The sequence below is a fragment of the Clostridium aminobutyricum genome (genome assembly GCF_017255415.1).
In the GTDB taxonomy this organism is placed as follows: Bacteria; Bacillota; Clostridia; order Peptostreptococcales; family Anaerovoracaceae; genus Aminipila; species Aminipila aminobutyrica.
Genome location: NZ_JAFJZZ010000007.1, coordinates 104,143 through 129,190, shown reverse-complemented (window position 1 = coordinate 129,190; position 25,048 = coordinate 104,143). Strand labels below are relative to the sequence as shown.

Genomic DNA, 25,048 nt, shown 5'->3' with positions numbered 1-25,048 from the left:
TTTTTAAAATATTTCAACACGTTCATTTATTCTGCTTGGGTCTGGTTTGACATGATATAATTATATAGGCCTTGTGCATAGTAATCTCCGATTACAGTTGAATAAGATAAAAGCCTATCAAATATATCTATCGACCTTGCATAATCTTTTATCAAGAATGTGATTGTTTCTTCCATAATTAAACTTAAGTAGCTGTATATTAAACTTTGAATTTCCCTTTGCACCCAAAATGGATTGACTTGTGCAAGTAATACTGCTCGTCTATCCGCAACATCATAGATTAGTTTTATATTTTGATTGACTGCACGGGTATCGCCTCTTACTTGAGAATCAATTAAATTCTTTACTAATAAAATTTGCAATTTTAATAAATCTGTATATTCATTGGCTATATCATCTCCAAAAAATAATCGAAAGGAATTTCCAAATTCTATGGGTATTTTAGACAATCTATCATATATCACTTGGTGGTCGCCCATACCTGAATGAATACTAACCAGATAGAATCTGGTATAAATTGCTACTTCCCTCCAAATATTTGTGAAACGGAAAATGATGTTTAACTGCCAAGAAGGTACACTTTCACGTTGGTGTTTGCATATCATTTCAATACTCCTAATACTGCTCAAGTAATATAATTTATTTTAAATTATATTATCAGTCAGATTATTAATATGTTTTTTCCTTCTAATATGTTAATATATTGGAAATTTGTTGAGCAGGTATAATAAGATACAGTTTTTTCTATTCTATGAATAATTTATATTTACGCGTAAAAAAATAGATTATATAATAGATAATATGAAATATTTTGTATTATATAGTCATTTGATGGATGCTTATGTTGTACCAATTGTGCTAAATAAGCATTGAATATGTTGAAATATAAATATTTACATGAACCAGTTCCTATTCAATGTTTAGTGGAGGATAAAATGAAAGAAATCAAAAATTTAAGTCAGTATTTTGATCACACTATATTAAAAGCCGAAGCGACGGAAGAGGATATCAAGAAGCTTTGTGCAGAGGCAAAAGCATATGGATTTTATTCTGTTTGCGTCAATGGATGCTATGTATCCTTAGCGGCAGAAGAATTAAAGGACAGCGATGTGAAAGTGGCGGCTGTGGTTGGTTTCCCTCTTGGTGCAGCTGCAACCGAAGTGAAAGCGTTCGAAACAGATTGGGCCTGCGAACAGGGCGCATCTGAGATCGATATGGTAATCAACGTAGGTGCGTTGAAAGAAGGTCGGTATGAGTATGTAAAAGACGATATCCTATCGGTAGTCGGGCTGGCGTATGAACATAATGCTATTGTAAAGGTTATTTTAGAAACCTGCTTGTTGACCGATGAAGAGGTCATCAAGGCTTGCGAATTGTCTATGGAAGCCGGAGCTGACTTTGTAAAAACGTCCACCGGATTTTCAACTGGAGGAGCGACAGAACATCATGTGGCCTTGATGCGTGAAACGGTAGGCCTTGCAATGAAAGTAAAAGCTTCTGGCGGTATCAGGGATTTGGGAACCACTCTAAAAATGATAGAAGCAGGAGCAGACCGAATTGGTGCGAGCGCTTCGGTTGGAATTGTCAAAGAATATAATCAATAGCTTATACTAAAAAGTCAAACAAAAAGAGGATACATTTATGTATCCCCTTTTTTAGTGCATTAGAACCCGCGACAGGTTGAATTGCACGTGGCATTTGTGCCGAAGACAATCGTATTTCCACAATAGGAATCTTCAATGGATTCCACTTCTTCGCGTCTTGTACCGCATGAACATTCGAATTCAGAGTCCACGTCATCGTCTTGGTTTGAAGCGATCCAAGCAGCTTCTGTTCCGTCACAAGGAAGTAATCCTTCACATGCTGTTGTGCAGAATAACGTCTTCTTAACAACTTCTAAGAAAATGCTAGGTTCGGCAACTACTCTAGTGTTTAGAACCAGATTCAAACGGCCGAAATTTTCCTGTACTGTGATAGAAGGATTTAACAGGCTCATCTTTCCACTGAAACTAAAGTTAATCGTTGGAGAAATGCCGCTTGTTGTGCATGGAATACTAATATCAGGAACTGCGAAATTTACAGTACCTGAATTCCATACTGGAGGTGGGCATAAATCCGAAGTGTCTGGTGCTACACAATCGCACGCACATCCGCATCCGGCTGCGCCTGGCTGTGGATGAATGTCAATAGGAGCATTTGTTTCGAAGATTGCTCTGAAGCAGCAGAGTCTGCCATTTGTATTGACTGTACCTTCAAGCACAAATTTTGCATCGAATGCCCAAGGACCTGCATTCGTGATTAAGAAAAAAGCTCTTGTCGGAAGTCCTCTATCAACGCATACTTCTTTTGTGATCTCAGGAACGATATTACCAATCGTAGCGGTATAGTTTCCACCTTGGCAGTCAAGCGAATCTACAGGCATTCCATCAAGGGTAACCTGTGTTCTGTTCAAGCTGCAAAGAGGTCGTGTATTGAAATTGTTAATCAGCACATAGCTGTTTACAATGTTGAAAACTGCATTTTCATCAATTTCGCATGGATTGCCGATGATACCGGCAACAGCTCCACACGGATTGCATGAAGGTCTGCACGGATCTATGTTACCGTTGCAGCCGGTATTAGCAGATTCTACTGCACCTCCGCAATGTTTTTTGCAGTTTGAAAATGGCAGTTTCACGCCTCCTGTTGGACCAAAAATTTCTTCGCATAAATTTTCATTTGCCATGTTGAGTGGAGATGTCAGAAGCTGAGTCTGGAATGAAAAAGGACTGGTGTTTAGTGCAAATACTAAAGGGCATGCCGTTGCTTCTGCTCGGGAATATACCTTATCCATATATACTAAATGCCTTGCTGATGGTGCGAAATCTACAGCATCAACGTCTATGGATGTTCCGCATACACGGCTTAATACATTGGATCTTGGTAAACAAGAATGCTTACTCATATTGTATAACCTCTCTTAATTTTAATTTATAGCGTAAAAGATTATATTAACGCTATGTATTCGTGGCGTTATTATGATGCGCCGGACTGTGTCGATTTGGCTTTGTTCCAATATATGAGGATGACAGGGTATATGTGACATCGCTGTAAAGGCAATCATGGTTTTTAAGTGAATTTTTTATAATGAAGAGAGCAAGCGATGCTATAAACGGGGGCAACATCAAATTTTCAGCTAGTAGACGAATAAAGGTCTACATATGGAAACTCAATACAAAAAATACACCATATATAGGAAATACCCAAAGACAAGAGAATAGAGTAAATTAAAAAGTGCATTAAAGTGGACAAATCATCCTCATTTTTAATTAAAATTTGTTGCGTGGTGGAGCGTAGTGGAGTATAGTGGAATAAAACTAATAAATCAGGGTGAAGTAGAATCTCTATTCATAGGTGAGCACATGTTGATGGGAAAATATCAAAACTCAATAGATGCTAAAAGCAGAATGATTGTTCCTTCAAAATATCGGGATGAATTAGGCTGTCGTTGTGTGCTGACAAGAGGAATTGATACTTGTCTTTACATATATCCTATGCAGCAATGGGAAAAATTTATGGAAAAGCTTTCAGCCTTACCTACTACTGACCCGAATGCTCGTGCTTTTGTGCGCCATTTTTATGCAAATGCAATAGAATGTGACATTGATAAGCAAGGGCGAATGGTACTTCCTCAGGATCTGCGAGAATATGCTCATATTGAAAAGGAGCTTGTGACCGTGGGATTGCTCGACAAGATTGAAATCTGGGGCAAGGAAGAATGGACCGCAGCAGAAAGCATGACAGAACTAACCCCTAAAGATTTTGCTACGAAGATGGCTGAATACGGCATTTAAGGAGAAGGAACATGGATTTTAAACACGTATCCGTCTTGTATAATGAGTGTATAGAAGGTCTGAACATGAAAGAAAATGGAATCTATGTGGATGGAACCCTGGGTGGAGGCGGACATGCCTCCGGCATTTGCAGTTTCCTTGGACAAGAGGGAATGCTGATTGGTATTGACAGGGATTCGGATGCATTACATGCAGCAAAAAATCGATTAGAAGGCTTTCGATGCAAAAAAGAATTTATACAAGACAATTACTCAAATATCCAAGAAATTATAGAACAGCTTGGGATAGAGGGGATCGATGGGGCCTTATTGGATTTGGGCGTATCTTCCTTCCAGTTGGACAACTTTGAAAGAGGGTTTTCCTATATGCAGACCGCGCCTCTCGATATGAGGATGAATGCAAAGGACTCCCTAACGGCTGAAGAAGTGGTGAATAACTACACGGAAACCGAATTAACCGAGATCATTCGTAAATACGGTGAAGAAAGATGGGCTTCCAGAATCAGCGAGTTTATTGTAAAAGCCCGAAAACAAAAGCGAATCGAGAATACCGCAGAATTGGTCGATATCATTAAGGCAGCCATTCCGGCTTCGGCGAGGCGGGAAGGCCCACATCCTGCGAAGAGAACTTTTCAAGCAATACGGATTGAAGTCAACGATGAATTGGGGCATTTAGAAAGGGCTGTCGAAGACTTTTGCAATGTTTTGAAGCCGGGAGGAAGGTTATGCATCATCACCTTTCATTCGTTGGAGGACAGAATCGTTAAAGAATATTTTAATAAGAGACTGAACCCCTGTACTTGCCCTAAAGAATTTCCGATGTGTACCTGCGGAGCGGTAACCGACATGGTGAAGGTAACCGGAAAGCCGATCATATCAACGAAAGAAGAACTAGAAGAAAACCCAAGGGCTAGAAGCGCAAAACTAAGGATAATTGAGAAGAAGAGGTAAAGAGAAATGATGCCTGCAGAACAATGGTATGAATATCAAGACAATTATAAAAAATATGGCTTTGATATGAAGCCCAAAAAAGTAGTTATTATAAAACAAAAGAAAAAATCTGTAGTGACGAAAAGAGACCGATTGGCAATGCTATTTCTCACCATTGTGATCGGTGCCGTATGTGTTTCAATGATTATCACTACAGCATATGCATCAAGCATAAAATATCAAATAAATAATATCATAAAGGAAAATGCAGTCATAACAGGTGAGCTGGAAAACTTAACTGTTCAAATTAATGAGGCAAATAATATTCAGGCCATCGAACAGAAAGCAACCACACAACTGGGAATGGTCAATCCGGATCCGAATCAGTTCGTGTATTTAAATAAGACTGAAAAACCCACAAAAGACTTTGCTTTGTTATTGATGGAAGAAGCTTATAATTAATTTTTTTAAAAGGAATAATAATTTTTTATATTAAATATAATGGAATAATGAATTTAACTGCATATTGAACGAAGAACCGGACAATTAAATTAAGAACAATTTGGGGTCCGGTTTTTTTATCTATTAGGAAACATCATGAGATTTTCCTAATAGGCAAAAGGGAAGTGCAGAGGGGCGAAAGCCTTTTTGCCCATAAAGGAGGGTGCTCCGCGAATGAAGTGAGAGCCGTTGGGTTCCCTAGCGGAGTGGCGAAGCCACCTTTTTTATGTAATGGGAAGGTGCAGCGGAATAATTTGAATAGAGGTTTACAAAAGGAATAGCTTATGAATGCCACACCAAACAGGGTAAAAAAAAGAATAATTATAGGATTTCTTATTCTATGTATGGCAACCGTTGCGTTGTCTTTTAGAGTAGGATGGTTGCAAATTGTAAATGGGGAAGAATACTCCAAAAAAGCCTTGGAGTCTCAAACTAGGGATGTGCCTATCCCCGCCAAGCGTGGAGTCATCTATGATAGAAACGGAAAAGAGCTGGCCATCAGCGCAGTTACTTTTTCTGTTTGGGCAAGACCGGATACGGTCATGCATGAAAATAAGAAACAGACTTCAGAACAAAATGTGGATGATATATCAAAAGCCTTGGCTCAACAACTGAATATGTCAGAGCAGGAAGTCGCCGGGATCATCAGTCAGAAAAAGGCATTGGTAAAAGTAGCAAAATATGTCGATAAGAAAACCGCTGATGCAATCCGGCAGCAAAACTTGAGTGGCATCGAAATTGCTGAAGATGTGAAAAGGTATTATCCATTGGGCGCTTTTGCTTCACAAGTATTGGGCAGTGTAACCGATGACAATAACGGCTTGGCGGGACTTGAACTGAAGTATAACCAATATTTAAGCGGTATCGCCGGACGCTGGATCAAAAATACAGACGTAAACGGCAACAGCCTAGCCTATGGTATGGAAAAATATTATAAAGCAGAAGATGGATTAAATTTAACCTTAACCATTGATGAGGTTATACAACATTACGTTGAAAAGGCACTGGATACGGTACAGAGCAATACGCAGGCAGACCGTGTTATGTGCATTATGATGGATCCTAAGACTGGTGACATTCTGGCTATGGCCATGACACCGGATTATGATCCGAATAATCCAAGAGTGCCGCTGAATAAAGAAGAGGCTTCTAAATTAACGGGTTTGCCGGACAGTGCGAAGCTCGAGTATTGGAATGCCATGTGGAGAAATCCTATGGTGAGCGATACCTATGAACCGGGGTCAACCTTTAAACTGTTGACCACTTCTATGGCACTGGAAGAAGGGCTGACGAATTTAAATGAGCATTTTGTATGCAGGGGAACCTATTACATTGCAGGGACAAAACTCAGCTGCTGGCGGGCATATAACCCTCATGGCGATGAAAACTTAGTTCAGGCAGTGGGAAACTCATGCAATCCTGTATTTGCTGAATTATCTCAACGGCTTGGATTAGAAAAATACTATGAATATCTGGAATTGTTTGGACTAAGAGATAAAACCGATGTGGATTATCCGGGCGAGGGCTATGCTATATTACAGAATAAAGATACGGCGGGGCCTGTGGGATTAGCAACGATGTCCTATGGCCAAGGAATTGCGGTGACACCGATTCAATTGATTACAGCAGTCTCTGGCTTTGGAAACGATGGGAAAATTATGCAGCCGAGATTGGTGAAGGCACTGACGGACAGTGACGGCAACGTAGTAGAAAATTTTGAGCCGAAGGTGGTACGTCAGGCGGTCTCCAAGAAAACGTCCGAAGAAATGCGCCTTATTATGGAAAGTGTAGTTTCTGAAGGCGGCGGCGGTACGGCAAAAGTACCGGGTTATCGAATCGGCGGAAAAACCGGTACAGCAAACAAGGCTAAGAATGGCGGCTATATTGATGAAACATACTCATCGTTTATTGGAATGGCTCCAATGGATGATCCCAAAGTCGCTATCCTTCTTATTGTAGATAATCCAAAGGGAGTAAAATTCGGAAGCCTGACGGCAGCTCCGGGTGTTAAATCAATTTTACAAGACACTTTAAGATACTTAAATATACAGCCTTCTTATACGCAGGAAGAGCAGGCACAGTTAGACAGTGGAAAAGCAATTGTTCCGGACGTAAGAGGAATGAGCTTCTCAGAAGAAGCCATCGGCGTTCTTGGAGCAGCTTCACTGACATATACGGTATCCCCGGCATTAGAGAACAGCAGTACAGATTTTGTTGTTGTTGACCAATATCCGAAACCGGGCGAGAAGATAAACGTAGGAGGAAAAGTATATTTGTATAGGGAGTGATAAGGGGTGACCATAACAGTTTTCGGAATTACGGGAACGAACGGAAAAACCACAGTATCATACATGTTGAAAAGTATATTAGAAGAAGACGGAAAAAAATGTGGCTTAGTAGGTACAATATCTCATAAAATTGGCAACAATGAATATGAGGCGATTAATACCACGCCTGGTAAGGACACGTTAAAAAAATACTTTCATGAAATGAAAGAACAGGACATCAGCACTTGCATTATGGAAGTATCTTCTCATGCATTGCAGCAAGGAAGAATCGATGAAACGACGATTCATTATGCAGGGTTCACCAATTTGACACAGGATCATTTGGATTATCATGTCACAATGGAGGATTACTATAAGGCCAAAGAAAAGCTATTTTTGATTACGCAAAGAGGGATGACGATTAATATAGACGATTCCTATGGCAAGCGTCTATATGAAACAATGCAAAACAGGCGAAAAAATAATTGGGAAGAATATCCTCCCGATATTCAATCCTATTCGCTAGAAGACAGCAATGCAGATTATTTTGCTGAAATTGTAGAGAATTCAATACGGGGCATTCAAATTCAAGTCTATGAAAAAGGAGAAAGTTGGGGTATAGTAAATATCGGATTGCCAGGGAAAACTTCTGCGTATAACGGACTTTTAGCGTTGGCTATGGCTCGGCAGACAGGCATTGAGAGAAATAAAATTGTAAACGGGTTATATAAGCTCCCTAGAGTGCCGGGACGGTTTCAGCGAGTGGATAATTCATATGGCATGGACATTGTCATTGATTTTGCCCATACACCGGATGCTTTGGAGAACTTATTAAAAACTGCAAACAGCATAAAGAAAGAGCGGTTGATTTGTGTATTTGGCTGCGGAGGAAACAGGGATGCAGGGAAACGAAGTCTGATGGGGAAAATTGCAGGTCAATATAGTGACTACTGTATCATTACTTCAGACAATCCGAGAAGAGAGGCTCCGGAAGATATTGCTGCAGCGATTGAAGAGGGAATCTACGATACAGGGTGCCAATACAGCATCCTATTAGATCGATATCAAGCGATAAAGAGGGCCATCCAAATCTATAAAAATGGAGATATCATTGTTATTGCAGGAAAAGGGCATGAGAAATATCAAATAATAGGCGACAGAAAAATGCCTTTTGATGATGAAAAGGTAGTTCAAGAGTTAATGAATAAAGGATAATGAGAGTGTAGCTTATGAAAAAACTAACGATGAAAGAGATTTGCACCGCAGTACAGGGTCTGCAAATCTGGGGGAAAGAGGAACATTGCATAGATAAAGTATCCACCGACTCAAGAGCTGTAAAAAATGGAGAATTGTTTTTTGCACTGATTGGTGAAAATCATGATGCGCATAAATTTATTCCTATGGCGATTGAGTCCGGTTGCAGGGCTTTTATTGTATCGGATGTAGGTGAAATAGAAAAACATGAATTAAAAGAAGAACTGGATGTCATACAAGTTGCAGATACAACAAAAGCTCTTCAAGATCTTGCAGCCTATTACTTGAATACGTTTGAACTGAAAAAGATAGGGGTGACGGGCAGTACAGGCAAGACCACTACAAAAGATATGCTGTATCATATATGCAATGAAAAATTCAAGACTGCAAGAAATGTAGGGAATTTAAACAACCATATTGGATTGCCTCTAACCGTATTGGGTTTTGAAGAAGGAACCGAAGTTGGGATTCTTGAAATGGGTATGAGTGAATTCGGTGAAATTCATACACTGGCAGACCTCGTGCGTCCGGATATAGGAATCATTACAAATATTGGTACTTCTCACATAGAAAATTTAGGAAGCCGAGAAGGCATTCTAAAGGCAAAGTTGGAAATTACGGATTTCTTCCATGGAAGCAATACGTTGATTATTAATGAAATAAATGATTTACTTACGAGAGAAAATACAAAGGGTGCATATAAAACGGTTACTATTGGAAATAATGGTAAAAGCGATTATATTATTTCAGATATTCTCGACTTTGGAGAAGAAGGCATCGAGTTTACTGTAGAGCATCAATTAAAGATACAGCACTTTAAACTACCTGTTCCGGGAAGGCATAATGCGATCAATGCGACGCTGGCGGCAGCGGCGGGGATGCAAATCGGTATCAGTCTGGAAGAGGCGGCAAGAGGATTGTCTAAAATGGAATTAACCGATAAGCGGTTGAATATCAAGGGAAAAGGCGGCATGAAGGTCATTGACGATACGTATAATGCAAGTCCGGATTCCATGAAAGCTGCTATTGATGTGTTGATGTCTACCAAGGGCATGAGAAAGGTCGCTATACTGGCTGACATGCTGGAAATGGGAAAAGACAGCCCGATGTATCATGCACAAGTGGGAGAGTATGCAGCACAGCAAAAAGTGGATTTACTTATCGCTGTGGGGAAAGAGGCAAAGTATATTGCGCAAGCGGCAGCAGAAATACAGGGAAATGAAAAGGTCTGCTATTATAGCAGCAAAGAAAAGTTAATGAGTGAGATAGGAACTATCGTGCGCCCAGGGGATATTATATTGATTAAGGGTTCAAGGGGAATGGCCATGGATCAAGTAGTAAAGAAGATTATGGAATAAATGCAGGAGTCGTTATGGGTTATTTACAAATTGGAATTTTAATAGTAATGTCTTTTTTGATTAGTGCAACGCTAACGTATATAGCGATCCCTATTTTGCAAAATCTAAAGGCAGGTCAGAATATCAGAGAAGAGGGGCCAAAATCACATCAGGTTAAAGCAGGAACACCTTCTATGGGAGGTCTCGCAATTATTGCGGCAACAATTATAACTTGCTTGACGTCTAGGGATTTCTCGAAGGATATGGGCGTGATTTTGGTTGCTTTTTTCTTATTCGGTCTGTTGGGATTTTTAGATGATTATTTAAAGGTTGCTAAAAGGCAAAATCTAGGATTACGTGCTTGGCAGAAACTGGTGCTGCAAATTATCATTGCAGGTGCGGTAGCGGCCTATCAAGCTAGTGTTTCTATTTACAGTACTTCTGTATTCATCCCGATTATCAATCAATACTGGGATTTCGGAATTTTTTACATTCCATTTGTAGCATTTGTTGTAGTTGCCATGGTGAACAGCGTGAATCTAACGGATGGGCTTGATGGACTTGCATCGGGCGTAACCTCTTTGGTGGCTTTGTTTTTTGCCATTGTTGCAGTCATGTATGGCATGAATGCGGGAGGAGCTTTTAATTCTGCATTGACCGGAGCGTGTATGGGATTCTTAATGTTTAATAAAAATCCGGCCAAAGTATTTATGGGCGATACCGGTTCCTTGGCATTAGGCGGAGGGTTAGCAGCAGCCGCCATTATCATGAACATGGAATTGATGCTTCCCATCGTGGGACTGATTTATGTACTTGAAGCGCTTTCCGTTTTAATTCAAGTAGTCAGCTTCAAGACGACAGGCAAACGAGTCTTTAAGATGGCTCCTTTGCATCATCATTTCGAGCTTTGCGGCTTGAAGGAAACCCAAGTGGTTGGATTATTTTGGCTATTTACATTGATTTGCTGTGTAGTAGGATTAGTGATACTCTAGAGGTGATAAAATGAATAATAATATGGAAAATAAAAAAGTTTTAGTCGTTGGAATGGGAAAATCAGGAATTGCGGCTGCTCAAGCATTATTAAGGCTAGGGGCTAAGGTATCGGTTCAGGATTCAAAGAAAGAAAGTGAGATAGAGCCGCAGTTGCTTACTTTCCTCAGAGGAAAAGCAGAACGATGTTATTTCGGAATACAACCGGATGCTCTTGATGATTTGGATATGATGGTATTAAGTCCGGGCGTGTCACCGGAATTAGGGTTTGTACAAGAGGCAGTTGCAAAAGGTGTAGAGGTTATAGGGGAACTGGAAATTGCCTATCGTGTCGGCAGAGGAAATTATATTGCCATCACAGGAACCAATGGAAAAACGACGACGACGACGTTAGTCGGAGAGATTTTTAAAAATGCGAAGAAAAAAACCTATGTGGTAGGTAATATCGGAGTTGCCGTTATTTCAATGGCACTTACGGCAGAAGCAGATTCTTGGCTGATAACAGAAACAAGCAGCTTTCAGCTTGAAACGACGAAGTATTTCAAACCGCAAGTATCCGCTATTTTAAATTTGACGCCGGATCATATGAACCGGCATCATACCATGGAAAATTACGGCGCAGCGAAGGCTAAAATTTATCAGAATCAAGATGAGAGCGGATATTTTGTAGTGAATTATGATGATCCCGGTGCGTATGCATTGCGGGAAAATTGTAAAAAAGCAAAAATAGTACCGTTCAGCAGAAAAGTGGAATTAGAGTACGGTGCTTTTGTAAAAGACGCGAAGATTGTGCTCATCAATGACAGTGGCGAGCTGATTGAGTTCTGCGGTATAAATGAATTAAATATTCCGGGTGATCATAATCTGGAAAATGCTCTTGCAGCGGCTGCCATCTCTTATTTGGCAGGAATTGATCCGCAAGTGATTACCGATACCTTAAGCGCATTTCAAGGGGTGGAACATCGATTGGAATATTGCGGAGAAATTGACGGAGTACGATTTGTCAATGATTCCAAGGGAACGAATCCAGATGCTTCTATCAAAGCAATTGAAGCCATGCAAGGAGGAATTATTCTCATAGCGGGCGGTTATGATAAGGGATCTGATTTTACAGAATTTATCCAGTCCTTTAAAGGCCGCGTAAAACATATGGTTTTATTGGGTAAAACGGCACCGATCATAAAGGAGCAAGCTGAAGCGGTGGGCTTTAATCGCACGACGATGGCAAAGAATATGGAAGAGTGTGTTTCTATTGCCTTTAAGCTTGCGACCCCTGGAGATACGGTCTTATTGTCCCCGGCTTGCGCAAGCTGGGATATGTATACTTGTTTTGAACAACGAGGCGAACATTTCAAAACCTGTGTGCATGGATTAGAAAAATAATAATGGGTAAGATTGGGTATGCATATGGCAAAAAAATCAGATAAAAGCACAAGAATAAAGACGAGGAAAATGAAGTCGGGCGATTTTGTACTGGTAATCATAACACTTGGACTAGTAATCTTCGGAATCATCATGGTATTTAGTGCAAGCTATTACACTTCAATAAATGATGTTGGCAATCCGTACGCCTATTTGATAAGAGATACCGTATGGGCAGGGATGGGACTTTGCTTAATGCTTACGACGGCAGTTGTTGATTATCGAATTTATGCGAAGTTTGCCAAACCGATTGTCATAACAAGTGTTATCCTTTTGGTGTTATTGTTTACGCCATTAGGAATAGAAAGAAACTATGCGACAAGATGGCTGGGCGTCGGCGGAATCACGATCATGCCGGGAGAAATTGCGAAGATGGCTGCTATCATCTTTGTATCTTGGTTTTTAAGCCGGGATCCAAAGACGATTAAATCTTTTTCGAAAGGAGTTGCTCCTTTATTGCTGCTTTGCGGCGTATATGGAGGACTGATCATCAAGCAGCCGAATCTTTCCACGGCGATTACGGTGTGTATTATCATCATAGGAGTCATGTTTGTTGCCGGATTGAATTGGTTTTATTTGGTCGGTTTAGTCGGATCCGGAGCGGTTGGAATCCTTGCATTGATTCTATTAAACCCAAATAGCCACTGGATGAAAAGGCTGACGAGCTTTATGGATCCGTTTGCCGATCCGCTAAATACCGGTTATCAGGTTGTACAATCGTTGCTGGCTTTAGGTTCGGGCGGATTGTTTGGATTAGGCCTTGGAAGAAGTATTCAGAAGAATCTTTATCTGCCGGAACCGCAAAACGACTTTATTTTTGCGATCATCGGCGAAGAATTAGGCTTCATAGGATGTTTAATCCTGATTATCTGTTACATTGTATTAGTTTGGAGAGGCATACACATTGCACTGAACGCAGCCGATTTATTCGGAACGCTGATGGCATCCGGCATATCGATCATGATAGGCGTTCAGGTGCTTTTGAACATAGCGGTTGTAACTTCATCCATGCCGGCTACAGGGGTGACACTTCCGTTTGTCAGCTATGGGGGAAACGCACTCATGCTCTTTATGGGCTCCGTAGGGATGCTCCTTAATATTTCACGGCATTCCGCCGAATAATGGAATTCTTAAACGCAGAAAGAGGTGGTAAGCGATGAAAGTAATGATGACTGGAGGCGGAACCGGGGGACATATTTATCCGGCAATTGCCATTGCTGAAACGATAAAAGAAAACAATCCGGAAGCAGAAATTCTTTTTGTGGGAACACAAAAAGGTCTGGAAAAGGATTTGGTGCCTCAAAACGGGTATCCGATAAAATTTATAACGGTCAGCGGATTTAATCGAAAAAATATATTCAAGAATGTAAAAGTAGTAAAGGACTTATTGAAGGGAAGCCGCGAAGCGAAGAAAATTATCAAAGACTTTCAACCGGATGTAGTTATTGGAACAGGAGGATATGTTTGCGGGCCTGTTATAAGAACGGCACACAAGATGGGGATCAAAACCTTCATTCATGAACAGAATGCATTTCCCGGCGTAACCAATAAAATATTAGAAAAGCATGTAAAGAAAGTTTTTATCAGTTTTGCCGATGCGGAAAAGTATTTTAAAGATAAAAATAAATTAGTTTTATCCGGCAATCCGGTGAGAAAAGCTTTTTTCGATGCAGACAAATCCCTGTCTAGAAAGCAATTGGGAGAATCCGATGACAGCTTTGTTATTTTATGCTTTGGCGGCAGCCGGGGAGCTGGGAAAATTAATCATGTGATGTTAGAAGTGCTGGACAGTCTCAATCATATATCGGGAATTTCCCTATATTTTGTAACAGGTGCGGTTTATTATGATGCCATCTTAAAAGAAATGCAGGAAAAAGGCGTTTCGCTGTCCGGCAATATCCATATTAGAAAGTACATTGACAATATGCAGGATTATTTAAGTGCTGCCGATTTAGTGATCAGCCGTTCCGGTGCATTAACCGTTTCCGAGATCATGGTTTGCGGGAAGGCGTCCGTTCTGATTCCATCTCCGAATGTAACGGGAAATCATCAATTCTATAATGCAAAAGCAATAGCCGACAAAGGCGGAGCTATTCTTATTGAAGAAAAGGATTTAACGGCGGATGAAATCTTAAAAGCGATTTCTGCACTTAAGCGAAATCCCGATAAATTGGAGGAAATGGAGAAGGCCAGCCGGGCCTGTGCGCTGAAAGATGCAACGAAAATTATTTATAAACATTTAGGCCTATAGTGTCACAAACCATTACACCTTTTCATATTATGGAGTATGCGGAGGTGTAATTATTTTGGAATCCTATCATATACGAGGCGGTAATAGAATTTGCGGTGAATACAGTGTAAAGGGCTCTAAAAATGCTGCGTTACCAATATTGGCGGCGGCCCTGCTTTGTGATGGTGAATGTGAAATTACAAACGCTCCACAAATATCAGATGTAGATAGTATGAAGACAATGCTGAAGGAGCTAGGCTGTGGTATTACTGCAAAGTCTGGAACGTTAATTATTGATTCAAAACATATAACTGCGGATACCATTTCTTTAGAACGAATGAAAGAAATGCGGTCATCAGTATTTTTAATGGGTGCGCTGCTTGGCCGATGCGGCAGTGCGGTGCTAAGTCAGCCGGGAGGCTGTAATATTGGTAGCAGGCCTATCGATTTACACTTACATGCATTGCGTAGGCTTGGGGTGGAAATCTGTGAAAGAGACAATTTAGTCATTTGCAGAGGCCGTCGGCTGAAAGGTGCAAATATAAACTTTGCTTTTCCTAGTGTCGGGGCAACTGAAAATGCGATGATGGCTGCAACTGCAGCCGAAGGACAGACGGTACTGAGTAATTGTGCCAGAGAACCCGAAATTTACGCTTTACAGGATTTCTTAAATGCATGCGGAGCAGATATTTCAGGTGCGGGTAGTGATATTATACATATAAATGGAGGCAGACCGCTACATGGGGCATCGCATAAAATCATTCCTGACAGAATTGAATGCGGCACTTATTTGGTTGCTGCTGCCGCAACAGGTGGTGAAATTTTAGTTCATCATGCAGAAAGCGGACATTTAGCAAGTATTTTACAAAAGTTAAAAGAAACAGGTTGCACTGTAAGGCAAGAAAGCGATAGAATATATGTTAAAGCGTGCGGTCGATTGAAAGCATTAGACAGGCTTATTACAGGCCCGTATCCGCGATTCCCGACGGATATGCAGTCGCCGTTTATCGCGATGCTTGCGCTAGCGGAAGGAGAAAGCTTTATCGAAGAAACCATTTTTGAAAATCGATTTAATTTTACGTCGGAGTTGATAGAAATGGGAGCCGATATTACGATAAAAGGAAACACGGCCATTGTGAAAGGTGTTCAGAAGTTGAACGGCAGTGTTGTAAAAGCAACGGATTTAAGAGGCGGAGCTGCATTAACTCTCGCCGGCTTGATGGCAGAGGGAACGACCATTATTCAAAATATTGAACATATAGAACGAGGATATGAAAATTTTCCGGAGGCGTTACAAAGCCTTGGAGCGGATATTAGGAAAAACGATGAAAGATAAACCAAGAAAAAAGAAAAAAAGAAAAAAGAAAAACTATCTCCTACGGCTTCTTGTTATAATAGCAGTAGGAGTAGGTTTGTATTTTTTGCTGTCTTCGGAGCTGTTTGATGTAGGTTCGGTAAAGATTGCAAACAACAAGTATTATACGGTGGAACAGGTGAAAGATAAAGCCGGGGTAAAGGTAGGAGAAAATATTTTTAGTATCAACACGGGCAAAATTAAGGACAATCTATTGAAGGATCCTTATTTTGAAAATGTAAAGATACGCCGTAAATTGCCGTCTACGGTACTCATTGATGTAACTGAGAGAAAAGAGGCTGCTGCGGTTCAATTGGATCAACATTATATCATCATTGATCCCAATGGGCTGGTGCTTCGAAAGGCTGATTCCGCACCAAAACTAACCATCCTGGAAGGCCTAACTGTGAAAAAATCCACCGTCGGGAAAGCGCTTGAGGTAGAAGGTAACTCGATTTTAGCGCATACTTTAGAGATGCTTAAAGCCATGAATGGGTCCGAGCTGTTCTTTAAAAAAATAGATATTTCCAGTGTAGTGATAAAAGCCTATATTTATGATCAGTTAATTTGTGAGGGTACGCCGACGAATATGACGGAAAACATAAAAAACGGCAATTTAGAGATGACTCTTTATGATATGTACAATAAAGGAATTGAGCGCGGAGTCTTGAAAATAGGCAGCGATAATTATTGTTCTTTTGATCCAATGATTGAATAGGAGAGAAGAAAATGAAAAAGTATAGTGGGTTGATTGTAGTTTGCATATTGGCACTTTTCATCGGGTTGATTTTATCTATTCAATTGAGGATGACAGCCGGCAGCGACCAAGGAGGACTCGTTCCTCTGGCTAAGGTAAGAGGCTATGAGGCGGAATTGAAGATGGTCAAGGATGAAAAAGAAGCGATTAAACAGGAATTGCTGGATTTGGAAGACCGGCTGAATTCGATTGAAAGCGAAAAAGCAACAGATGATGCATTTGTAGATGGGCTGGTATCCGATCTGGAAAAATACAAGACTTCTGCGGGTGTATTGGATGTCCAAGGTCCTGGGGTGTTGGTTACCATTAAAGATCCGGTGGTAAAGGATGAATACGAGCAAGATTTCAGTGTTATCATGTATAATTATGAACTTTTATTAAGTCTTGTAAACAAATTAAAAGAAGCGGGCGCCGAAGCAATATCCATCAATGAACAGCGTATCGTTGCAACAACGGAAGTCAGTATGGCCGGAAATAATGTAAATATTAACGGAACACCGACAGCACCGCCGTATTATGTAAAGGCGATAGGCAATCCGGATACGTTGGATGCCGCTATTAACATAAGAAGCGGTATTATTGAGACCATGAAGATGAAATACAATCTGATCGTATCCACAGAGAAAAAGAACGAGCTTACTATTCCGAGATATACCGGAACCATCAAGTTTAAATATGCAAAACCTGTAGGGAATCAAGAAGATGAACAGTAAGTTGGTGATGGGATGAGCAAGAAAAGGATTGTGGTCGCTTTCGTTATTTGCTTTGTGTTGGGCTTAGGTATTGCTTGCCAGGCAAAGGTCAGTGACGGAGAGAGGCTTTACGTTTCCTCTAAGACCATCGAGGATTATAAAACGACGATAACAAGCGAGAAAGAGGAAATTGAAAAAATTAAAGGATTGATTGCTGAGACGCAGGAAAAAATTGAAATTTATGATGCTATGGCGACGGAACAGGGAGCAGATATCACCTTTCAAACGAACCTTGAGACAGATGTTCAAAAATACAAAATTGCCAGTGGGAATCAAGCGGTGCAGGGACCCGGTGTTGAAGTCACGATAGACGACGGAACGAGAGATTTATTCTACGGAGAAGATGTCAATAATTTGCTGGTTCACGATATGGATATCGTTATGATTATCAATGAGCTGCATAAATCCGGTGCGGAAGCAATTTCCGTAAATGGTCAGCGGATTACACCAAATACATCCATAACCTGTTCGGGCTACACGGTTCGAATCAATGGTGAGGTGTACGCCAGACCTTTTAGAATTAAGGCAATCGGTGACGGAAAAAGAATGGCAGCGGCGTTGGTAGATCCAATCGGTTATGGCACTTCACTAAAAAATTGGGGCGTACAATTTCAAGTGAAGTTGTCAGACGATATTCGGATAGATGCTGTTTCAAGAGCGTATACTTTTAAGTATATGACCAAGCTTTAAGGGAGGAATCAAATTGATATTTGCGATAGTAGTAGGGTTAGCGGCAGGCTTAACCATGGGATTTGTTTTAGATATATCCTATCCTGCAGAATATTCATTTTATATTACGATGGGCTTGCTTGCGTCGATGGACTCTATTGTGGGGGCTGCCCGTTCCATGATGGAAGAAAGGTATAACAATTTTATTTTTATTTCGGGCTTTATCACTAATGCACTTTTAGCAATGGTGCTGACTTATGTGGGGGATAAGCTGGGCGTGCCATTGTATTTTGCGGCGATATTTGTTTTTGGAGGACGACTGTTTAACAATTTAGCTGTCATAAGAAGAGTTGCGATAGACAAATACTTTGAGAGAAAAACTCGAAAAGAGGAAGTAAAAAATAATCAAAATATTGAGGAATAGTAGTGCAAAACCACTACTGTGTGTGGTATAATAGCGTGTAATGCTATTTATCCTAATTCACCGTGTGTATGCGGTATAAAAAAGGGGTTATGGTAGATAAGTCATTAATATGGATATGCATATTGTGATATAGTGACAGGAGGTTACTTTATAATGCTGCAGTTTGAAGTAAATGAACAAAGCACAGCCCAAATAAAGGTCATTGGTGTCGGGGGCGGTGGCTGCAATGCTGTAAATCGAATGATTGAGACAGGCCTTAAAGGCGTTACTTATATGGCGGTAAATACGGACAAGCAGGCGCTGGTCGGATCCTTAGCTGAAACGAAGCTACAGATAGGTGAAAAGCTTACAAAAGGACTCGGCGCAGGAGCGAATCCTGAAATTGGACAAAAAGCCGCTGAAGAAAATTTAGAGGATATAGGGAAGTTCATACAGGGTTCTGATATGGTTTTTATCACAGCAGGTATGGGCGGAGGTACCGGTACAGGCGCTGCTCCGGTTATTGCAAAGATTGCAAAGGACATGGATATACTTACCGTTGGGGTTGTAACAAAGCCCTTTACGTTTGAAGGAAAAAGAAGAAAGGATCATGCAGACCTCGGCATTAAGCTACTTAAAAAGTATGTGGACTCCTTAGTCGTTGTCCCAAATGATAAGCTTCTTCAGGTGGCAGAGAAAAACACTTCTATGCTGCAAGCTTTCGGCATGGCGGATGAAGTGTTAAAACAGGGTGTGCAAGGAATATCCGACTTGATTGCGGAAGCCGGCTTAATCAACTTAGACTTTGCTGATGTGAAGACGGTTATGAGTGACAGAGGAATTGCGCACATGGGAGTTGGACGAGCCAGCGGCGACAATCGAGTAGAAGAAGCCGTGAAGCGAGCCATTGAAAGTCCGCTTCTTGAAACCTCTATCGATGGTGCAAATGCGGTACTGTTAAATATCATGGGTGGATATGATTTAGGTATGCTTGAAGTAAATCAGGCTGCTGAACAAATTGAAAAAGCTGCTCACAAGGATGCCATTGTAATATTCGGTGCATCCGTGAAGGAAGATATGGCAGACGAGATCATTGTCACCGTTATAGCGACCGGATTTGAAGACCGGCCGAGTGAAGCGGCGAACAAGATATTTTCAGCCTCTGCACAAAACGCAGAAGAAGCCGCTGAAAGATCCGATGCCGAAGTAAAAGAAGAACTATTGAATGACGTGAATTCTGATTTTATCATACCGTCTTTTTTGAATAGGGAAAGAAAAGGTTTTTAAAATAGTTTTTAGAAAGCCGGTATAATAGCCGGCTTTTTTCTTGATTATAGGGAAAAGGCATATATGTGGGAACAGTTGGGTTAAAATGAAAAAAATCACATCTCAGGACAATAAAATAATGAAGCTGTATCAGCAGCTAGAAAACAAAAAATATCGAGACAAATACGGGAAGTATCTTATTGAGGGGCCTAATGTGATCGAAGAAGCTTTGCAAAATAGAGTGCTGCCGGAATCTCTTATAGTCAGTGAATCGTATTGGGAACGTTCCGAGCTGAAGCAGCTTTGCAATCAATACGGAAAACTGAAAAATTCCAACCCAGAAGAATCCCTTTTTCTGGTGGAGGATAAATTGTTTCTAAAGCTGATGCAGACAGAGCATTCCCAAGGGATTATAGGAATTGTGCAAAAGCGCGAGTACGGAGAAGAAGAGTTCTTTCATTTACGAAAAGAAGGAAGCGGAAATTTTCTTATTCTCGACAGGCTGCAAGACCCCGGCAATGTCGGAACGATTATAAGAACAGCCGATGCCGCTGGCTATGAAGGGATTCTGGTGCTCAAGGGTACGGTGGACTTATTTTCGCCTAAAGTGGTTCGGGCTTGTACCGGCTCCCTGTTTCGGATGCCGCTATTCTTTGTGGATACGCCGATAGAAGCGGTGGAGCTGTTGGCGAAATACGGCAAGAAAGTAGTGTCTACAGGATTTGAAACAGATACCTATTATTATGATATTGATTTAACTAGCAATATAGGCTTAGTGATTGGAAATGAAGGCAATGGCATTTGTCAAAGCCTTTTAGAACAGTCAAACGAAGTGGTTAAGATTCCTATGAGTGGCTCCGTTGAGTCATTAAATGCCGCTGTTGCGGCGGCGATATTGATGTACGAGTCCGTTCGAACAGGTAAATAAAATTAAGTATAGAGAGGTTAAAAAAATGCAGACTCAATTAAACAAGATTTTGCAGGAAGCAAAGGAACAAATTAAAAAAGCTTCTTCATTGATTGAAACAGAAGAAATCAGAGTAAAGATTCTCGGTAAAAAGGGAGAGTTGACGGATATTCTGAAATCAATGGGAAAGCTTGCTCCAGAGGAAAGAAAAGCAATCGGCGCGATGGCAAACAGCATACGAACAGAAGTAGAAGAACTTTTGGAAGAAAAGTTTGCTACGATGAAAGAAGCAGCCAGACAGGAAAATTTCAAGAGAGAAAAGATCGATGTAACGGAGCCGGGTGCACCATACAAACTTGGTGTGAAACATCCATTGACCATTACTATTGACGAAATTTCCAGAGTATTTATGTCCATGGGATTTTCCATTGCTGAAGGTCCTGAGGTTGAGACTGTATTTAACAACTTTGATGCTTTAAATGCCGGACCAAATCATCCAGCCAGAGATTTTTCGGATACTTTCTATATAACAGAAGATACCTTGCTTCGTACACAGACCTCACCGGTACAGGTACGAACACTGATGAAGCAAAAGCCGCCGATTATGGTGATTTCACCGGGAAGATGTTTCCGCTGTGATACACCGGATGCGACGCATTCCCCGATGTTCCATCAGGTGGAGGGACTTGTTGTTGCGGAAGGCATCACGATGGCTGATTTAAAGGGAACGCTGGACAGCTTTGCAAAGCAGATGTTCGGTTCAGAAGTCAAGACAAAATTTAGACCGCATCACTTCCCATTTACAGAACCCAGTGCGGAAATGGATGTTTCTTGCTTCAAGTGCGGCGGCAAAGGCTGCAGGGTATGTAAAGGCAGCGGCTGGATTGAAATCCTCGGATGCGGTATGGTACATCCGAATGTACTAAAAGTAGGCAACATCGATACGGAAAAGTATACAGGCTTTGCTTTTGGTATGGGCGTAGAGAGAATTGCGATGCTGAAGTATGGGGTTGATGATATCCGATTGTTTTATGAAAACGATATGCGTTTCATCAATCAGTTCAAATAGGAGGGTCCATAGATGTTAGTTCCAATAGAGTGGTTAAAAGATTATACAGATGTCAATGTAAGTATTGATGAATTCTGTGAAAGAATGATTATGTCCGGCTCAAACCTTGAGACCGTAGAATATTTCGGTGAAAACATTAAGAATGTAGTAGTTGGAAAAATCCTGAAGATTGAAAAACATCCGGATGCAGATAAGCTTGTTGTTTGCCAGCTTGAAGTAGGTCAAGAGGCACCGATTCAGATTGTAACGGGAGCACCCAATGTGTTTGAAGGAGCTGTCGTACCGGTTGCACTTCATGGAAGTGTTGTACCAGGTCCGCTTCACGGACAGCCGAAGCAAGAAGGCGGCGTAAAGATTACCAAGGGTAAGCTAAGAGGCATTGAGTCATTTGGAATGCTTTGTTCCGCAAGTGAACTTGGCTTTGAAGATAAAGTGATCCCTGTTGTACACAAGGAAGGTATTTGGATTCTTGGAGAAGGATATTCTTTAGGGCAGAGCATTGTAGAAGCTCTCGGCTTAAACATGGCTACCGTCGACTTTGAAATTACACCAAACAGACCGGATTGCCTGTCCATGGTGGGTATGGCCAGAGAAGCAGCGGCAACCTTCAAGGGAACTCTTCGATATCCGGATACCACTTGTATCCATGAACAGGGCAACGCTGCGGATCACATTCAGATTGAAATCAAGCGGCCGGACCTTTGTAAGCGATATACCGGACGAATCGTGACTGACGTAAAAATTGCACAGTCTCCATGGTGGTTACAGAAGAGATTAATTGCTGCCGGCATGAGACCAATTAATAATATTGTCGATATCACAAACTTTGTTATGCTGGAATACGGTCAGCCGATTCATGCGTTTGACATCCGCAGAGTAGAAGACAATAAGATTGTTGTCGATGCTGCGGAAGACGGAGAACTGTTCACCACCTTAGACGGAACAGAAAGAAAGTTGACAAAAGACATGCTTTTAATTAAGGACGGCAAGAGAGGGGTTGCTATCGCCGGTGTAATGGGTGGATTAAACTCAGAAATCGAAGCCGATACCACCACTATTTTAGTGGAATCTGCCAATTTCAGCGGAGACAGCATTCGGGCAACGTCCAAGAAACTCGGACTCCGTACGGAAGCTTCCTCCCGATTTGAAAAGGGCATTGATCCGAATCTTTGCGAAGCAGCTGCGGACAGGGTGTGCCGCCTCATTGAAATACTCGAAGCAGGTGTTGTCGCAAAGGGATCCGTTGACGTATATCCAAGTGTGGAACATGCTAAAACTGTGGATGCCCGGGTAAGCAGAATCAATGATATACTTGGAATCTCTTTAACAAGAGAAGAGATGGTAGAAATATTGGAAGGTCTTGAAATGAAGGTAGAAGGCGAAGGAAACCTTATGAAAGTGACTCCGCCTACCGTTCGTCAGGATATTGAAATAGAAGAAGATATTGTAGAAGAAATTGCCAGAATATATGGCTATGACAGGATGCCTGTGACCTTGCCGAAAACGAATACGGAAGCAGGTAAATCCAGCAAAAGAACCTTAAAAGATTTGGCTAGAGATACCATGTGTGCCCTTGGCGCAAATGAAGTGCAAACCTATTCCTTCTGCAGTCCGAAGGGTGTAGATAATGTACGGATTGATGAAGATGCTTGGGAAAGAAGTTTTGTAAAACTGCTGAATCCTCTTGGCGAAGAAACCTCCGTCATGCGTACGATTTTAACACCGAACATGATGGAAGTGATGGGCAGAAACTTCTCCAGAAATATCGATGCGGTAAGAGCATTTGAAATCGGAAATACGTTTATGGCAAATCCGATTGACCCAACTGAATTACCGGAAGAATCCGATTCCATGGCGATCGCGGTTTACGGTAAGGACGAATCCTTCTTTACGTTGAAGGGAATGGTGGTAGAACTGCTGAATGTATTAGGAATACGGGAACTTGTATTTGAGAGCGAAAGCGAGTATGGTGTATATCATCCGGGAAGATGCGCACGGATTTTACTTGATGATATAGAGCTGGGTATAATGGGTGAAGTTCATCCGGATGTGACAGAAAAGTACGGAATCGGCACAAGGTGCTACTGCTGTGAATTATTTTTTAATAATGTTCTAAAAAAAGCAAACGTACAGAAGGTATATAAGCCACTTCCGAAATATCCGTCTACAGCAAGAGATATTGCATTATTGGTAGATGAAGAGGTGTTGGTTGGAGATATCAAAAATATCATTACCGAAAACGGCGGCGACATCTTAGAGAAGGTTGAACTGTTTGACGTATACAGAGGTCAGCAGGTTGCTGAAGGCAAGAAGAGCGCAGCCTTTGAATTGATTTACAGAGCATCAGACAGAACATTGACTGACGCAGATGTAGCAAAAGTACATGATGTCGTTTTAGAGGCGTTAAAGAGTAAATTAGACGCAGTATTAAGAGAAATGTAACGTTATAAGGTGAGATATAAATGGCGCTGTCAAGTTCATGCAGGCAGAATAATCGATTCGTCTGCATGGATTTAACAAGTCAGGGGAGGATATTGATATGGAAAACTACGATAATAACAAAGTAAGCGTAAAGATTTTCGGACAGGAATATACTATTACAGGAAACAAGTCAAGAGAACATATCATCAAGGTTGCGGATTACGTAGACATTAAAATGAAAGAAATCTCCCAGGCATTGCAAGCAGGACCATTGTCATCTATTGCAGTACTAGCGGCTGTCAATATATCGGATGATTATTTCAGCGCCTTGGAGCGTTTCCAGCATCTTGAAGTGACAAACCAGCAAGCGGAGAAAGACATTGAACATTATGTTCAGCTGTGGGAAGAAGCAAAGAAAAATTTCGTGCAATACAAGGAAGATCTGAAGCAAATGACAGAGCAGAAAGAGGAATTGCAGAAATTGCTTGACGAGCGTGACCAAGAAATCAAAGCACTGAGGGAAGAGGCGACTAGAATAGAAGGTCAGATCATGGAATCCTCCAGTGATATGGTCAATGAACTAGAAGCAAAGTATAAGGATTTGGAAAGCAGCTTCTTTGATATTCAGATGGAAAATATCCAGCTTAAAGGTGAACTCGATCGCTATAAAAGGAAGATGGAATAATA

The 25,048-nt window shown here is 41.1% G+C and carries 23 protein-coding genes; 21 read left to right on the top strand and 2 right to left on the bottom strand.

Going from position 1 to position 25,048, the window contains the following annotated elements:
* Positions 1-26: 26 nt before the first annotated feature.
* On the bottom strand, positions 27-605 hold the full coding sequence (locus JYB65_RS12905) for a hypothetical protein (protein WP_206583094.1): 579 nt from the start codon (positions 603-605) through the stop codon (positions 27-29).
* Positions 606-935: 330 nt separating this feature from the next.
* Between JYB65_RS12905 and deoC the strand changes: the two genes are divergently transcribed.
* Complete coding sequence (deoC, locus tag JYB65_RS12900; protein WP_206583093.1) at positions 936-1,604, top strand: deoxyribose-phosphate aldolase; 669 nt, start codon at positions 936-938, stop codon at positions 1,602-1,604.
* 59 nt (positions 1,605-1,663) lie between these two features.
* On the opposite strand, the gene JYB65_RS12895 is transcribed toward deoC, so the two are convergent.
* Complete coding sequence (locus JYB65_RS12895) at positions 1,664-2,944, bottom strand: hypothetical protein (protein ID WP_206583092.1); 1,281 nt, start codon at positions 2,942-2,944, stop codon at positions 1,664-1,666.
* Positions 2,945-3,407: 463 nt separating this feature from the next.
* On the opposite strand from JYB65_RS12895, the gene mraZ reads away from it, so the two are divergent.
* The 20 genes from mraZ to JYB65_RS12795 all read left to right on the top strand — a co-directional run bounded on the left by mraZ (position 3,408) and on the right by JYB65_RS12795 (position 25,046).
* A complete protein-coding gene (mraZ, locus tag JYB65_RS12890; protein WP_206583091.1) occupies positions 3,408-3,833 on the top strand; it encodes a division/cell wall cluster transcriptional repressor MraZ in 426 nt (141 codons plus the stop codon).
* Between the two features lie 11 nt (positions 3,834-3,844).
* Positions 3,845-4,783 (top strand): 16S rRNA (cytosine(1402)-N(4))-methyltransferase RsmH, encoded by a 939-nt coding sequence (rsmH, locus tag JYB65_RS12885; RefSeq protein ID WP_206583090.1) that lies wholly within the window; start codon positions 3,845-3,847, stop codon positions 4,781-4,783.
* Positions 4,784-4,789: 6 nt separating this feature from the next.
* Positions 4,790-5,224: a cell division protein FtsL gene (locus tag JYB65_RS12880; RefSeq protein ID WP_206583089.1), complete on the top strand. Its 435-nt coding sequence runs from the start codon at positions 4,790-4,792 to the stop codon at positions 5,222-5,224.
* A gap of 323 nt (positions 5,225-5,547) precedes the next feature.
* A complete protein-coding gene (locus JYB65_RS12875; protein ID WP_206583088.1) occupies positions 5,548-7,551 on the top strand; it encodes a penicillin-binding transpeptidase domain-containing protein in 2,004 nt (667 codons plus the stop codon).
* A 6-nt stretch (positions 7,552-7,557) separates the two neighbouring features.
* A complete protein-coding gene (locus JYB65_RS12870; RefSeq protein ID WP_206583087.1) occupies positions 7,558-8,745 on the top strand; it encodes a UDP-N-acetylmuramoyl-L-alanyl-D-glutamate--2,6-diaminopimelate ligase in 1,188 nt (395 codons plus the stop codon).
* A gap of 14 nt (positions 8,746-8,759) precedes the next feature.
* Positions 8,760-10,142, top strand: coding sequence for a UDP-N-acetylmuramoyl-tripeptide--D-alanyl-D-alanine ligase (locus tag JYB65_RS12865; RefSeq protein ID WP_206583086.1), 1,383 nt, complete (start codon positions 8,760-8,762; stop codon positions 10,140-10,142).
* Between the two features lie 14 nt (positions 10,143-10,156).
* Positions 10,157-11,113 (top strand): phospho-N-acetylmuramoyl-pentapeptide-transferase, encoded by a 957-nt coding sequence (gene mraY, locus JYB65_RS12860; RefSeq protein WP_206583085.1) that lies wholly within the window; start codon positions 10,157-10,159, stop codon positions 11,111-11,113.
* A 10-nt stretch (positions 11,114-11,123) separates the two neighbouring features.
* Complete coding sequence (gene murD / locus JYB65_RS12855; RefSeq protein ID WP_206583084.1) at positions 11,124-12,494, top strand: UDP-N-acetylmuramoyl-L-alanine--D-glutamate ligase; 1,371 nt, start codon at positions 11,124-11,126, stop codon at positions 12,492-12,494.
* A 24-nt stretch (positions 12,495-12,518) separates the two neighbouring features.
* Complete coding sequence (gene ftsW / locus JYB65_RS12850; RefSeq protein ID WP_206583083.1) at positions 12,519-13,655, top strand: putative lipid II flippase FtsW; 1,137 nt, start codon at positions 12,519-12,521, stop codon at positions 13,653-13,655.
* Positions 13,656-13,689: 34 nt separating this feature from the next.
* Positions 13,690-14,784 (top strand): undecaprenyldiphospho-muramoylpentapeptide beta-N-acetylglucosaminyltransferase, encoded by a 1,095-nt coding sequence (gene murG, locus JYB65_RS12845; RefSeq protein WP_206583082.1) that lies wholly within the window; start codon positions 13,690-13,692, stop codon positions 14,782-14,784.
* Positions 14,785-14,839: 55 nt separating this feature from the next.
* Positions 14,840-16,099 carry a UDP-N-acetylglucosamine 1-carboxyvinyltransferase gene (gene murA, locus JYB65_RS12840; RefSeq protein ID WP_206583081.1) on the top strand — a complete coding sequence of 420 codons (1,260 nt, stop codon included), beginning with the start codon at positions 14,840-14,842 and terminating at the stop codon, positions 16,097-16,099.
* Positions 16,089-16,835 carry a cell division protein FtsQ/DivIB gene (locus tag JYB65_RS12835; protein ID WP_206583080.1) on the top strand — a complete coding sequence of 249 codons (747 nt, stop codon included), beginning with the start codon at positions 16,089-16,091 and terminating at the stop codon, positions 16,833-16,835. The genes murA and JYB65_RS12835 overlap by 11 nt, the downstream gene beginning before the upstream one ends.
* Positions 16,836-16,846: 11 nt before the next feature.
* Entirely contained in the window at positions 16,847-17,587 is a 741-nt protein-coding gene (locus tag JYB65_RS12830; protein ID WP_206583079.1) for a DUF881 domain-containing protein, read from the top strand.
* A gap of 12 nt (positions 17,588-17,599) precedes the next feature.
* A complete protein-coding gene (locus JYB65_RS12825) occupies positions 17,600-18,316 on the top strand; it encodes a DUF881 domain-containing protein (RefSeq protein WP_206583078.1) in 717 nt (238 codons plus the stop codon).
* 13 nt (positions 18,317-18,329) lie between these two features.
* Complete coding sequence (locus JYB65_RS12820; protein ID WP_245156677.1) at positions 18,330-18,719, top strand: small basic family protein; 390 nt, start codon at positions 18,330-18,332, stop codon at positions 18,717-18,719.
* 153 nt (positions 18,720-18,872) lie between these two features.
* On the top strand, positions 18,873-19,985 hold the full coding sequence (gene ftsZ, locus JYB65_RS12815) for a cell division protein FtsZ (RefSeq protein ID WP_206583077.1): 1,113 nt from the start codon (positions 18,873-18,875) through the stop codon (positions 19,983-19,985).
* Positions 19,986-20,070: 85 nt separating this feature from the next.
* Positions 20,071-20,892 carry a TrmH family RNA methyltransferase gene (locus tag JYB65_RS12810; protein ID WP_206583076.1) on the top strand — a complete coding sequence of 274 codons (822 nt, stop codon included), beginning with the start codon at positions 20,071-20,073 and terminating at the stop codon, positions 20,890-20,892.
* A 25-nt stretch (positions 20,893-20,917) separates the two neighbouring features.
* On the top strand, positions 20,918-21,940 hold the full coding sequence (gene pheS / locus JYB65_RS12805) for a phenylalanine--tRNA ligase subunit alpha (protein WP_206583075.1): 1,023 nt from the start codon (positions 20,918-20,920) through the stop codon (positions 21,938-21,940).
* Between the two features lie 12 nt (positions 21,941-21,952).
* Positions 21,953-24,382, top strand: a complete 2,430-nt coding sequence (pheT, locus tag JYB65_RS12800; RefSeq protein WP_206583074.1) for a phenylalanine--tRNA ligase subunit beta — start codon at positions 21,953-21,955, stop codon at positions 24,380-24,382.
* Between the two features lie 97 nt (positions 24,383-24,479).
* Positions 24,480-25,046 carry a cell division protein ZapA gene (locus tag JYB65_RS12795; protein WP_206583073.1) on the top strand — a complete coding sequence of 189 codons (567 nt, stop codon included), beginning with the start codon at positions 24,480-24,482 and terminating at the stop codon, positions 25,044-25,046.
* Positions 25,047-25,048: the final 2 nt, after the last annotated feature.